At 67.9% G+C, this 12,704-nt stretch carries 12 protein-coding genes; all 12 read left to right on the top strand.

The window, feature by feature from the left end; all coding sequences use genetic code 11:
* The first annotated feature begins 1 nt into the window (after position 1).
* The 12 genes from nusA (at position 2) to pnp (ending at position 12,612) form a co-directional block, all read left to right on the top strand.
* Entirely contained in the window at positions 2–1,618 is a 1,617-nt protein-coding gene (gene nusA / locus IQ292_RS00135) for a transcription termination factor NusA (RefSeq protein ID WP_203308290.1), read from the top strand.
* The gene (locus tag IQ292_RS00140; RefSeq protein ID WP_203308291.1) at positions 1,618–1,854 is read left to right on the top strand and encodes a tautomerase family protein; all 237 of its coding nucleotides are present in this window, start codon (positions 1,618–1,620) and stop codon (positions 1,852–1,854) included. Before nusA ends, IQ292_RS00140 begins: the two co-directional genes overlap by 1 nt.
* A gap of 165 nt (positions 1,855–2,019) precedes the next feature.
* Complete coding sequence (locus IQ292_RS00145; protein ID WP_203308292.1) at positions 2,020–2,727, top strand: DUF448 domain-containing protein; 708 nt, start codon at positions 2,020–2,022, stop codon at positions 2,725–2,727.
* Positions 2,724–5,567: a translation initiation factor IF-2 gene (infB, locus tag IQ292_RS00150; protein WP_203308293.1), complete on the top strand. Its 2,844-nt coding sequence runs from the start codon at positions 2,724–2,726 to the stop codon at positions 5,565–5,567. The genes IQ292_RS00145 and infB overlap by 4 nt, the downstream gene beginning before the upstream one ends.
* A gap of 147 nt (positions 5,568–5,714) precedes the next feature.
* On the top strand, positions 5,715–6,110 hold the full coding sequence (gene rbfA, locus IQ292_RS00155) for a 30S ribosome-binding factor RbfA (protein WP_203308294.1): 396 nt from the start codon (positions 5,715–5,717) through the stop codon (positions 6,108–6,110).
* 159 nt (positions 6,111–6,269) lie between these two features.
* Positions 6,270–6,968 carry a TolB-like translocation protein gene (locus IQ292_RS00160; protein ID WP_238940693.1) on the top strand — a complete coding sequence of 233 codons (699 nt, stop codon included), beginning with the start codon at positions 6,270–6,272 and terminating at the stop codon, positions 6,966–6,968.
* Positions 6,968–7,546 (top strand): thymidine kinase, encoded by a 579-nt coding sequence (locus tag IQ292_RS00165; RefSeq protein ID WP_203308295.1) that lies wholly within the window; start codon positions 6,968–6,970, stop codon positions 7,544–7,546. Before IQ292_RS00160 ends, IQ292_RS00165 begins: the two co-directional genes overlap by 1 nt.
* Positions 7,547–7,694: 148 nt before the next feature.
* Positions 7,695–8,387 carry a site-2 protease family protein gene (locus IQ292_RS00170; RefSeq protein ID WP_203308296.1) on the top strand — a complete coding sequence of 231 codons (693 nt, stop codon included), beginning with the start codon at positions 7,695–7,697 and terminating at the stop codon, positions 8,385–8,387.
* A 61-nt stretch (positions 8,388–8,448) separates the two neighbouring features.
* Complete coding sequence (locus IQ292_RS00175; RefSeq protein WP_203308297.1) at positions 8,449–8,847, top strand: hypothetical protein; 399 nt, start codon at positions 8,449–8,451, stop codon at positions 8,845–8,847.
* A gap of 44 nt (positions 8,848–8,891) precedes the next feature.
* Complete coding sequence (truB, locus tag IQ292_RS00180; RefSeq protein ID WP_203308298.1) at positions 8,892–9,773, top strand: tRNA pseudouridine(55) synthase TruB; 882 nt, start codon at positions 8,892–8,894, stop codon at positions 9,771–9,773.
* Positions 9,774–9,790: 17 nt separating this feature from the next.
* Positions 9,791–10,060: a 30S ribosomal protein S15 gene (gene rpsO, locus IQ292_RS00185; protein ID WP_198352289.1), complete on the top strand. Its 270-nt coding sequence runs from the start codon at positions 9,791–9,793 to the stop codon at positions 10,058–10,060.
* Positions 10,061–10,275: 215 nt separating this feature from the next.
* Positions 10,276–12,612, top strand: coding sequence for a polyribonucleotide nucleotidyltransferase (gene pnp, locus IQ292_RS00190; protein ID WP_203308299.1), 2,337 nt, complete (start codon positions 10,276–10,278; stop codon positions 12,610–12,612).
* Positions 12,613–12,704: the final 92 nt, after the last annotated feature.

A 12,704-nucleotide genomic window follows, 5' to 3' on the forward strand; every position in this document is an offset into this window, starting at 1 on the left:
GATGGCCAGTGTTGCCACCGCCAACCGCGCGGAGCTGATCGCGATCGCCAATTCGGTCGCGTCGGAGAAGATGATCGACAAGGCGATCGTCATCGAGGCGCTCGAAGAGGCCATCCAGCGCGCCGCCAAGACCCGTTACGGCATCGAGAACGACATCCGCGCGAAACTCGATCCGCAGACCGGCGACCTGCGCCTGTGGCGCGTCGTCGAGGTGGTCGAGGCGGTCGACGACTATTTCAAGCAGGTCGACGTCAACCAGGCGCAGAAGCTGCAAAAGGGCGCGCAGGTCGGCGATTATATCGTCGATCCGCTGCCGCCGATCGAGTTCGGCCGCATCCAGGCGCAGGCGTCGAAGCAGATCATCTTCCAGAAGGTCCGCGACGCGGAGCGCGATCGCCAGTATGAAGAGTTCAAGGACCGCCAAGGCGAGATCATCACCGGCGTCGTGAAGCGCGTGGAATTCGGCCATATCGTCGTCGACCTCGGTCGCGCCGAGGGCGTGATCCGCCGCGACCAGCAGATCCCGCGCGAAGTGGTGCGCGTCAACGACCGCATCCGCTCGCTGATCCTCAATGTCCGTCGCGAGAACCGCGGGCCGCAAATCTTCCTCAGCCGCGCGCATCCCGACTTCATGAAGAAGCTGTTCGCGCAGGAAGTGCCGGAGATCTACGACGGCATCATCACCATCCAGGCCGCGGCACGCGACCCGGGCAGCCGCGCCAAGATCGGCGTGATCAGCCGCGATTCGTCGATCGACCCGGTCGGCGCCTGCGTCGGCATGAAGGGCAGCCGCGTGCAGGCGGTCGTGCAGGAGATGCAGGGCGAGAAGATCGACATCATCCCCTGGTCGCCGGACACCGCCACCTTCGTCGTCAACGCCCTGCAGCCCGCCAGCGTCAGCCGCGTCGTCATCGACGAGGAAGAGGATCGGATCGAGGTGGTCGTGCCCGACGACCAGCTGTCACTCGCCATCGGCCGCCGCGGTCAGAACGTCCGCCTCGCCAGCCAGCTGACGGGCAAGGCGATCGACATCCTGACCGAGGCCGACGCCTCCGAGAAGCGCCAGAAGGAATTCGTCCAGAATTCCGAGATGTTCCAGAACGAGCTGGACGTCGACGAGACGCTGGCGCAGCTTCTCGTCGCCGAGGGCTTCGGCGCGCTGGAAGAGGTCGCCTATGTCGAGATCGACGAGCTCGCCAGCATCGAGGGCTTCGACGAGGATCTGGCGCAGGAGCTGCAGAGCCGTGCGCAGGAAGCGCTTGAGCGCCGCGAGGCCGCCGCGCGCGAGGAACGTCGCGCGCTGGGCGTCGAGGATGATCTGGCCGACATGCCGTATCTGACCGAGGCGATGCTGGTCACGCTCGGCAAGGCGGGGATCAAGACGCTCGACGACCTCGCCGATCTCGCGACCGACGAGCTGGTCGAGAAGAAGCGGGCCGAGCCGCGCCGCCGCAACGACGACGCACCCAAGCGGCCCGAGCCGAAGGGCGGCATCCTGGCCGAATATGGCCTGACCGACGAGCAGGGCAACGAGATCATCATGGCCGCGCGCCAGCATTGGTTCGCGGACGAGGCGCCTGCGGCGGATGCCGACGCGTCGGAGGGCGAGGAGGCCTGATGCCCTTCGTCTCAATCCGACTGGCCGGCTCCGCGACTAAGGAGCAGAAGGCGGGGGTCGTCGCGGACGTGACGGCCTCGCTGGTGGCGCGGCTGGGCAAGAACCCGGCCGCGGTCCAGATCGTGATCGAGGAGGTCGCGCTGGAGAATTACGCGGCCGGCGGGCAATTGCTCGTCGACCGCGATGCGCCAAAAACCGATTCGAGGGAGGACGCGCATGCGGTTCCCTCGCAATGAGGCGCTGAGGCTTCAGCAGAGCATTACGCTCGCCTTCGCCCGCCCGTCATTTCCGCGCAGGCGGGGATACAGACTGGCTGGCGTGACGGCTCCGTCGCAGAGCGTTGCGCGTCCGGATACCGGCCTGCGCGGGAATGACGACGTGCGTGGCCGGGAGGCGTCGGCATGAGCGATCCCATCCGCAAGTGCATCCTCACCCAGGAGCGTGACGCGCGGGACCATCTGGTCCGGCTGGCGATCGCCCCTGACGGCCAGGTACTGCCCGACGTGCGCGCGAAGGCGCCCGGTCGCGGGGCGTGGATCGGCGTCACCCGCGCCGAGCTGGAAGAGGCGATCGCGAAGAAGCGGTTGCGCGGCGCATTGCTGCGCGCGTTCAAGGGCGCCGAACTCACCATCGCCGACGACCTGCCGCAGCGAATCGCCGACGCGCTCGAGCGGAACGCGCTCGACCGGCTCGGCCTCGAATCGCGCAGCGGCACGCTGCTGACCGGATCGGAGCGGATCGAGACCGCGGCACGATCGGGCCAGTTGCATGCCCTCTACCATGCCGCCGACGCCAGCGAGGACGGGCGGCGCAAGCTGGCCCAGGCGTGGCGCGTCGGATCGGATCGCGAAGGTAGCGATCTGAAGGGGTTGGCACTGCCCGTCGCACGCCCCATATTGTCGTTGGCGCTGGGCCGCGAGAATGTGGTACACATCGGCCTGACCGACCGCGCTGCCGCCGCGCGGGTGAGCGACGCGCTCGACCGCTGGCTGCATTTTATCGGACCTGAATCTGCCCCTGCGCCTTGCGAAACGGCCTCGCGAGGTTCATCGCCCTCCGGTGTTACCGGGGCGCTGCCGGCCGTAGACGTAAATGAGGAAACTGAGTGAGCGAGACCGACAACGAGAAGCCGAAGCTTGGCATGCGCGCGCCCCTGGGGCTGAAGCGTACGGTCGAGACCGGCCAGGTGAAGCAGAGCTTCAGCCACGGCCGCTCGAACACCGTGATCGTGGAGACGAAGCGTCGCCGCGTGCTCGGCCGTCCGGGCGAAGCCGCGCCTGCGGCGGAACCGACGCCGGTCGCGGCCCCCGCCCCCGCGGCGGAGGCACCCGCCCCGCGTCCGGCACCGCGCCCCGCCCCCGCCGGCGAGACGGCGCAGGAGCGGCAGGCACGCCTGCTGCGCGAGGCCGAGGAACAGCGCATGCACGCGCTGGAGGACGCGCGTCGCCGCGAGGAGATCGAGCGTGCACGGGCCGCCGAGGAGGAACGCGCCCGCGCGGCGGAGCGTGCCGCGGCTGCCGCGGCGCCTGCCCCGCAGCCCGAGCCTGCCCCTGAACCGGAAGCCCCCGCGCCCGTAGCGGAGGCGCCCGTCGCCGCGCCGACCCCGACCGTGTCCGTGCCGACGCCGGCCGGCCGCGGTTTCCGTCCGGTCGAGCGGCCCCTGCCGCCGCCCGTTGCGGAGCCTGTGGTCGAAGCACAGCCCGAGGCCGAGCCGGCGTCGGCGCCCGCCCCGGCTGCTCCGGCCCCGGTAGAGGCAGCGCCCGCTCCCGTCGCCGAAGCACCGGAGCCCGCGCCCGCAGCGTCGGCGCCGCTGTCGCTGGAGCTGGGCCGCGATCCCTCGCTGCCCGCGCCGCGCCGCTTCTCGCCGGTCGCGCGTCCGGAGATCCCGAAGCCGCAGCCGAAGCCCGCGCCGGCCCCCGCCCCGGCACCGACGCAGGCTGCGCAGCCGTCTGCCTCCTCGTCCGCGCCCAACCGGCCGATGCCGTCGGGCCAGGCGACGCCGCGCAACGCGCCGCCGAGCCGTCCGCAGCAGCGCGACCGCAAGGGCGACGAGCGTCGTGGCGGCAAGCTGACCGTCAACCGTGCGCTCAACGAGGACGGCGGCGCGCGCGCGCGCAGCCTCGCCGCGCTGAAGCGTGCCCGCGAGAAGGAAAAGCGTGCGTTCGGCGGCCCGCGCGAGCAGCAGGCCAAGCAGGTCCGCGACGTGCAGGTGCCGGAGGCGATCACCGTGTCCGAACTCGCCAATCGCATGGCCGAAAAGGGCGCCGACCTGGTGAAGGCGCTGTTCAAGATGGGCATGCCCGTCACGCTCAACGCGACCATCGACCAGGACACGGCCGAGCTGCTGGTCACCGAATTCGGCCACAACATCGTGCGCGTGTCCGATTCCGACATCGACCTTGCCGTCGACACGACGGAAGACGCGCAGGAGTCGCTGAAGCCGCGTCCGCCGGTCGTGACGATCATGGGCCATGTCGACCACGGCAAGACCAGCCTGCTCGACGCGCTGCGCGGTACCGACGTGGTCCGCGGCGAGGCGGGCGGCATCACGCAGCACATCGGCGCCTATCAGGTGACGTTGAAGGACAAGTCGAAGATCACGTTCCTCGACACACCGGGCCACGAGGCGTTCACCGCCATGCGGGCGCGCGGCGCGGACGTGACCGACATCGTCGTGCTGGTGGTTGCCGCCGACGACGGGCTGATGCCGCAGACGATCGAGGCGATCAACCACACCAAGGCGGCCGGCAAGCCGATGATCGTGGCGATCAACAAGATCGACAAGTACGAGGCGAATCCGCAGCGCGTGCGCGAGCGTCTGCTCGAGCATGAGGTGGTGGTCGAGAGCATGGGCGGCGACGTCCAGGAGGTCGAGGTCTCCGCGCTCAAGAAGACCGGTCTCGACGAGCTGATCGAGAAGATCCAACTGCAGGCCGAAATCCTCGAGCTGAAGGCCAATCCCGACCGTGCCGCCGAGGGTACGGTGATCGAGGCAAAGCTGGACAAGGGCCGCGGTCCGGTCGCGACGGTGCTCGTCACCCGTGGCACGCTCAAGGTCGGCGACGTCTTCGTCGTCGGCGCGGAGAGCGGCAAGGTGCGTGCGCTGATCGACGACAAGGGCCGGCAGGTGAAGACCGCCGACCCGGCGATGCCGGTCGAGATCCTCGGCATCTCGGGCGTTCCTTCGGCGGGCGATCCGCTGCAGGTCGTCGAGACGGAAGCGCGTGCCCGCGAGGTCGCCGAATATCGCCAGAGCGTGCTGACGCAGAAGCGGACCACCGCGGCGCCGGCCAGCCTGGAAAGCATGTTCTCCGCACTGAAGGCCAATCAGGCGATCGAATATCCGGTCGTCGTCAAGGCCGACACGCAGGGCACGGTCGAGGCGATCGTGGCGTCGCTCAACAAGCTGTCGACCGACGACATCCGCGTGCGCATCCTGCACTCGGGCGTCGGCGGCATCACGGAAAGCGACGTCAACGTCGGCGCGGCCTCGGGCGCACCGATCATCGGCTTCAACGTCCGTGCCAATGCGAATGCGCGTCAGATCGCCGATCGCCACAAGGTCGCGTTGAAATATTACGACGTGATCTACGACCTGATCGACGAGATCCGCGCCGGCATGGCGGGCGAGCTCGGGCCGGAGGCGTTCGAGACCGTGGTGGGCCGTGCGGAAATCCGCGAGGTCTTCTCGGCGGGCAAGCATGGCAAGGCGGCGGGTCTGCTCGTCGTCGAAGGTGCGATCCGCAAGGCGCTCAAGGCGCGCATCACGCGCAACGACGTCATCGTCTACGTCGGCGAGATCGCGTCGCTGCGGCGCTTCAAGGACGACGTGGCGGAAGTCCGCGCAGGCCTGGAATGCGGCGTGACCTTCTCGAACAACTTCATCGATATCCGCTCCGGCGATTTCCTGGAGACGTTCGAGGTCGAGCTGCGCGAGCGCACGCTGTAATCTTTATCCCTCTTCCAGCGGGAGAGGGAGGGCGCCGGCACGACCGGCGGAAGGGTGAGGGCCGATGGCTCGTGCACCGTCATCCCCCGGTCGACCGCGCCGACTGGGGCCCTCCCTCTCGCGCCTGGCCGGGGGCTTGGACCGACGATGAACAAAGACCCACAGGAAAAATCCGTCCGCACCCTTCGCGTCGGCGAGCAGGTCCGCCACGTGCTGTCGGAAATCCTCCAACGCGGCGACGTGCATGACGAGACGCTGGCCAAGCACATGGTCAGCGTCACCGAGGTGCGCATGTCGCCCGACCTGCGCCATGCGACCGTGTTCGTGAAGCCGCTGCTCGGCAAGGATGAAGAGGCGGTGCTGAAGGCGCTGCGCACCAACACCGCCTATCTCCAGCGCGAGGTCGCGCACCGCGTGCAGAACAAATATGCCGCCAAGCTCAAGTTCCTCCCGGACGAGAGCTTCGACGAAGGCAGCCACATCGACGCGATCCTGCGCAAGCCGGAAGTGGCGCGCGATTTGAGCGACGCGACCGAGGATTGACACCCGGGCGGCGATGCTTGACGCTGCCCATATCGGATCCTCGCCGTTCAGGGGACGGGCCTGATCGCCCGCCCCCCCGCCCGTTCCACAGAGGCCTATGCGTCGAACACGCCGTCTCTCGGGAAAACGAAACGCCGGAGCCCAAGGGGCTGACCGGTCGTGAAGCCCCGTCACCTGTTCCCGCGGTCAATCGCGATCCTCATAGCGATCGGCCACACCACGCCGATGCGTGCGCAGATCGGTGCGCTGACCACCGATTGTCGAGCCAGCGGATTCGACCGCAACAAAATTATCTATCAATTCGTCGCAACATGTCGCGGCCGGGCCCCGTCCCCCGATGGCCGCCTAGCGATCGTTCAACGCGCCTATCGGGATCGCCAACCGCCGATCACCTTGCAGGATGCGCATGGCAGGACACTCGCGCGTCTGCGCTCCCTGTCCGATGATATGCCGTTCGCGGTTTTATGGTCGCCCAACGGTCAGTGGCTTGCGGTGAACCATCATGTCGGATCGTTCATGGATGAGCTGCAGCTCTTTGAGATCGTCGACCGGCGGATCATGCGCCGCCGAGACCTCGTCACGGCGGCGCGGCGGCAAGCGACTCAGACGTACCGCTGCCTCACCCCGAACGCTGTCCTGCCGTCGGCGATACGCTGGTCGAAGGACAGCCGCCGACTGATGATGGTCACGATCAGCTCGCCTTACGCCTGTAGCGCAACTGCCCGCCCGGGCGACTGGTGGCCACTCTGGATGATCGGCGATATCCGCACGGGGCGGATTGATCCAAAATCGGTAAAGGTCGACAGGGCAGAAGGCGCTTTACAGGAGCCGCGCGATCCCCTGTACCGCGGCTTCTGATGGCCAAGCTCTATTTCTACTACGCCTCGATGAATGCGGGGAAGTCTACGACGCTGCTCCAGGCGGATTTCAACTACCGCGAGCGCGGCATGCATACGATGCTGTTCACCGCCGCGATCGACGACCGGTTCGCGCGCGGGACGATCACCAGCCGCATCGGACTGGAAGCGCCGGCGACCCCGTTCGACACCGCGACCGACCTTGCGGCCTGCGTCGCAGACCGGCACGCGCAAGAGCCCCTCGCCTGCGTGCTCGTCGACGAAGCCCAATTCCTGTCGGCGATGCAGGTCGACCAGCTTGCGCGCATCTGCGACGTGATGAACATTCCGGTGCTGGCCTATGGATTGCGGACCGACTTCCGCGGCGCGCTGTTCGAGGGATCGGCCCGGTTGCTCGCGCTCGCGGACGCGCTCATCGAGATCAAGTCCGTCTGCACCTGCGGGCGCAAGGCAACGATGAACCTGCGTGTCGATGCCGATGGGCGGGCGATCGCGGAAGGACAGCAGACCGAGATCGGCGGCAACGATCGCTACATCGCTTTGTGCCGCCGTCATTTCAGCCAAGCCCTCGGCGGTTGAGCCACCGCCGCGACCGCCCCCGCGATCAATCATGTCGGACCGGTTCCGGCCCGACCCTGACCGCATGACGCGGGACGTTTGACGGCGGCTATTGTCGCAGTACCCCGGCCCACTGGCGCTTTGCCGGGCGCCCAGCCATATCGGACGCATGAACCCCGATCATATCGTCTACCGCACCGCGGTCTGGATCATCCCGCTCGTTATTGCGATCGTGTTCCACGAGGTCGCGCACGGCTGGATGGCCAAATGGCTGGGCGACCCGACCGCGGCGGAACGGCGGCGGCTGAGCTTCAACCCGCTCCGCCATGTCGATCCCGTCGGGACGCTCATCCTGCCCCTCGGACTCGCCGTCGCCGGAGCGCCCGTCTTCGGCTGGGCGAAGCCGGTGCCCGTCGTCGCGGAGCGGCTGCGTAACCCGCGATGGGGTATGGTGGCGGTCGCCCTGGCGGGACCCGGCATGAACCTCGCGCTGGCCGCGCTGGCGGCGATCGGCCTCGGCATCTTCGGCGTTACCATGCACGGCGCCGAGCCGACCGGCCTCGCCGCGTTCATCCTGGCCAATCTGGTCAACTTCCTGGCCGTCAACGTCTTCCTTGCGCTGTTCAACCTGTTGCCGATCCCGCCTTTCGATGGCGGCCATGTCGTGGAAGGCGTGCTGCCGCGCCCGCTCGCGGCGCGCTATGCGCGGCTCGGCCAGTTCGGCCTGCTGCTGCTCATCGGCGTGCTGGTGCTGCTGCCGATGCTCTCGCCGCGACTGGATATCGTCGGGCGATTGATCGCACCGCCGGCACAGGCGCTGATCGGCTGGTTCCTGACCGTCGCCGGCGCGATCGCGGGCTGAGGATAGCGGAACCACGGCCACGCATGCCCCGTTGACCGCATCACCGTCAGGAATTCCGTTCATGCGATACCTGGTTCTGCCGATGCTCGTCACCGCCCTCCTGGGGTCGACCGCGACCGCTCGTCCGCAACGCGCATTGGACAAGGAGACGGTGATCTCCTTCGCGGCGGGAGGCGGTCTTCGCGACTGGCAGCCCGGACCGACCGGCAGCAATATCGTCTACGTCCGCGACCGCACCCTGAACTGGTATCGCGTGACGCTGACCGGTCCTTGCGCGCGCGACCGCGCGTTGGACACGCTGACCTACACGACCGACCCGAACGGGACGTTCGATCGCTTCTCGCGGGTCAGCGTCGCGCGCTTCCCTAACCAGATCTGCGGCGTGACGAGCATCCGTACCAGCGCGCCGCCGGCTGGGTGGCCCGGGGCCCCCCGTTCCCATCCCCGCCCCGCTGGTTGACGCGACACTTGCATCGTGCGGCACGGTCGTTACCCGCCCGTCCGATGCACGGTTGGATCATCATCGACAAGCCGCTCGGCCTTGGCTCGACCCAAGGCGTCTCCGCGGTCAAGCGCGCGCTTCGACAGGCCGGCCATGGCAAGGCGAAGGTCGGCCATGGCGGCACGCTCGACCCGCTGGCGACCGGCGTCCTGCCGATCGCCGTCGGCGAGGCGACCAAGCTCGCCGGCCGAATGCTCGACAGCGACAAGGCCTATGCCTTCACGATCCGTTTCGGCGAGCAGACCGATACGCTGGATGCCGAGGGCAAGGTGATCGCCACGGCGGCCGGGCGCCCCTTGCCGGCGGACGTGGAGGCCGTTCTGCCGCGCTTCACGGGACCGATCGCGCAGGTACCGCCCGCCTATTCGGCGCTGAAGGTCGACGGCGAACGCGCCTACGACCTGGCTCGCGCCGGCGAGGAGGTCGTGCTGAAGAGCCGGGACGTGGTCGTCCACGAACTCAGCCTGTCGGCGGCCGACGGCGAAGAGGCGACGCTCGTCGCTTATGTCTCCAAGGGCACGTACATCCGCAGCCTCGCCCGCGACATCGCGCTCGCGCTTGGCACCGTCGGTCACGTTACGATGCTGCGCCGGCTGAAGGCCGGACCGTTCGACCTGTCCCAGGCGATATCGCTGGACAAATTACACGAAGCCGCTATGGCGCGCGAGCCTGAACACCTACTCCTGCCGCTGAGGGCGGGGCTGGACGACATCCCGGCTCTTGCTCTCTCTCCCGACCAGGCAGGGGCGCTCCGACAGGGGCGTGTGCTGGCCGGGATCGCCGCAGACGATGGCTCCGCGTTCGCGATGCTGGGGGATGTCCCGGTCGCGCTGGTGGAGGTGGAGGACGGAAGCGTCCGCGTCGTCCGTGGCTTCAACCTGTAGTTATAGAAAGGACGACGATGTCGATCACTGCAGAGCGCCGCCAGGAGCTCATCAAGGAACACGCCCGCCAAGAGGGCGACACGGGTTCGCCCGAGGTGCAGGTCGCGATCCTGTCGGAGCGCATCAAGAACCTGACCGAGCACTTCAAGGGCCACGCCAAGGACAACCATTCGCGTCGCGGCCTGCTGATGCTGGTCAACAAGCGTCGCAGCCTGCTGGACTACCTCCGCCACAAGGATGGCGATCGGTATCTGGCGCTGATCGCGAAGCTCGGCCTTCGCAAGTGACGCAATCGTTACGGCCCGCCTCGGCGGGCCGTTTACGTATTGCGTCATGCCCGCGCAGGCGGGCATCCAGAGCCAAGGGCCCGACGCCCTGCAACTCTGGGCTCCTGCGGTCGCAGGAGCACAAGGGGGCGGCAATCCGGCCGTCTTCCTCGAGCCAATAACGGCTCACTCATAGGCCCCCGCCGCATAGGGCGCGCGGGAGTGAAGGAATGAAAATGTTCGATACCAAGAAGGTGGAAATCGAGTGGGGCGGCAAGACGCTGACTCTCGAAACGGGCCGGGTTGCCCGCCAGGCCGACGGCGCGGTGCTCGCGACCCTCGGCGAAACCGTCGTGCTGTGCGCCGTCACCGCCGCCAAGAGCGTCAAGGAAGGCCAGGACTTCTTCCCGCTCACCGTTCACTATCAGGAGAAGTATTCGGCCGCGGGACGCATCCCCGGCGGCTTCTTCAAGCGCGAGCGCGGCGCCACCGAGCGTGAGACGCTGATCAGCCGGCTGATCGACCGTCCGGTCCGCCCGCTGTTCCCCGAAGGCTTCTACAACGAGATCAACTGCATCGCGCAGGTCCTCTCGTACGACGGCGAGAACGAGCCTGACATCCTCGCGATGATCGCTGCCTCCGCCGCCCTCACCATCTCCGGCGTTCCCTTCATGGGACCGATCGGCTGCGCGCGCGTCGGCTACAAGGACGGCGAATATCAGCTGAACCCGACCGACGGCGAGGTCGCCGCCGGTGAGCTGGACCTGGTCGTCGCCGCGACGCACGACGCGGTGATGATGGTCGAGTCGGAAGCCAAGGAGCTGTCCGAGGACGTGATGCTCGGCGCGGTCATGTTCGCGCACAAGGCGTCGCAGCAGGTCATCGACGCGATCATCGACCTCGCCGAAAAGTCGGCGAAGGATCCGTGGGACGTCGACATCACCGACCCGACGAAGGCATGGGTCGAGAAGCTGCGCCCGACCTTCGCCAAGAAGATCGACGCCGCCTACAAGAACGTCAAGAAGGCCGAGCGCCAGGCCGCGCTGACCGCGCTCAAGGCCGAGCTGAAGACCATGACCGCCGACGAGGCGCCGGTCGAGGCGCTCAAGGCGAGCAAGGCGTTCAAGAAGCTCGAGGCCGAAGTTGTTCGCACCGCCATCCTGAAGGAAGGCCGCCGCATCGACGGCCGCGACACCAAGACGGTCCGCCCGATCGCCGCGGAGGTCCATTTCCTGCCGCGCGCGCACGGTTCGGCGCTGTTCACCCGCGGCGAGACGCAGACGATCGCGACGACGACGCTGGGCACCCGCGACGCGGAGCAGATGGTCGACGGCCTCGGCGGCCTGACCTACCAGCATTTCATGCTGCACTATAACTTCCCGCCCTATTCGGTCGGCGAAGTCGGCCGCTTCGGCGCGCCGGGCCGTCGCGAGATCGGCCATGGCAAGCTGGCGTGGCGCGCGCTGCACCCGGTGCTGCCGACCAAGGAAGAGTTCCCCTACACGATCCGCGTCACCAGCGACATCACCGAGTCGAACGGCTCGTCGTCGATGGCCAGCGTCTGCGGCGGCTCGCTGTCGATGATGGACGCGGGCGTGCCGCTGAAGCGCCCCGTCTCCGGCATCGCGATGGGCCTGATCCTGGAGGGCAAGGACTTCGCCGTCCTGTCCGACATCCTGGGTGACGAGGATCACCTGGGCGACATGGACTTCAAGGTCGCCGGCACCAGCGAGGGCATCACCAGCCTGCAGATGGACATCAAGATCGCCGGCATCACCGAGGAGATCATGAAGGTCGCCCTGGCGCAGGCGCATGAGGGCCGCGCGCACATCCTCGCCGAGATGAGCAAGGCGCTGGGCGAGACCCGCACCGAACTCAGCGCGCATGCGCCGCGCATCGAGACGATGACGATCGACAAGTCGAAGATCCGCGACGTCATCGGCACAGGCGGCAAGGTGATCCGCGAGATCGTCGCGACGACGGGCGCGAAGGTCGACATCGACGACGAAGGCGTGATCAAGATCAGCTCGTCCGACGCGTCGCAGATCGAGGCGGCGATGAACTGGATCAAGGGCATCGTCGAAGAGGCCGAGGTCGGCAAGATCTATAACGGCAAGGTCGTCAATCTCGTCGACTTCGGCGCGTTCGTGAACTTCATGGGCGGCAAGGACGGTCTCGTCCACGTCTCGGAGATCAAGAACGAGCGCGTCGAGAAGGTTTCCGACGTCCTGTCCGAAGGCCAGGAGGTCAAGGTCAAGGTTCTCGAGATCGATCCGCGCGGCAAGGTCCGCCTGTCGATGCGCGTCGTCGACCAGGAGACCGGCGCCGAGCTGGAGGACACCCGCCCGGCGCGTGCGCCGCGCGAGGGCGGCGATCGTGGCCCGCGTGGTGACCGCGGCGATCGCGGCCCGCGTGGCGACCGTGGCGATCGCGGCCCGCGCCGGGACCGCGGCGACCGCGGCGGCGACCGCGGTCCGCGTCGCGAGCGCGGCGAAGGCGGTAACGGCGGCGGCAACGACGACGGCCCCGCGCCCGACTTCGCGCCCGCCTTCCTGACCGGCGATCGCGACTGATCCTGTCGGTCTGACCGGAGACACAAGAGAAAGGGCCGGGTGTCGCCACCCGGCCCTTTTTTGCGCCCGCCCTGCCGCCTCGCAACGGACGA

It is taken from the genome of Sphingomonas beigongshangi, from assembly GCF_016820445.1.
GTDB classification, from domain to species: Bacteria; Pseudomonadota; Alphaproteobacteria; order Sphingomonadales; family Sphingomonadaceae; genus Sphingomonas; species Sphingomonas beigongshangi.

Bases quoted from the DNA above. Each gene is read 5' to 3' on its own strand.
- nusA (WP_203308290.1), top strand. From the start codon at position 2: ATGGCCAGTGTTGCCACCGCCAACCGCGCGGAGCTGATCGCGATCGCC.
- rpsO (WP_198352289.1), top strand. From the start codon at position 9,791: ATGTCGATCACTGCAGAGCGCCGCCAGGAGCTCATCAAGGAACACGCC.
- IQ292_RS00145 (WP_203308292.1), top strand. From the start codon at position 2,020: ATGAGCGATCCCATCCGCAAGTGCATCCTCACCCAGGAGCGTGACGCG.
- IQ292_RS00175 (WP_203308297.1), top strand. From the start codon at position 8,449: ATGCGATACCTGGTTCTGCCGATGCTCGTCACCGCCCTCCTGGGGTCG.
- IQ292_RS00165 (WP_203308295.1), top strand. From the start codon at position 6,968: ATGGCCAAGCTCTATTTCTACTACGCCTCGATGAATGCGGGGAAGTCT.
- truB (WP_203308298.1), top strand. From the start codon at position 8,892: ATGCACGGTTGGATCATCATCGACAAGCCGCTCGGCCTTGGCTCGACC.
- rbfA (WP_203308294.1), top strand. From the start codon at position 5,715: ATGAACAAAGACCCACAGGAAAAATCCGTCCGCACCCTTCGCGTCGGC.
- IQ292_RS00140 (WP_203308291.1), top strand. From the start codon at position 1,618: ATGCCCTTCGTCTCAATCCGACTGGCCGGCTCCGCGACTAAGGAGCAG.
- pnp (WP_203308299.1), top strand. From the start codon at position 10,276: ATGTTCGATACCAAGAAGGTGGAAATCGAGTGGGGCGGCAAGACGCTG.
- IQ292_RS00170 (WP_203308296.1), top strand. From the start codon at position 7,695: ATGAACCCCGATCATATCGTCTACCGCACCGCGGTCTGGATCATCCCG.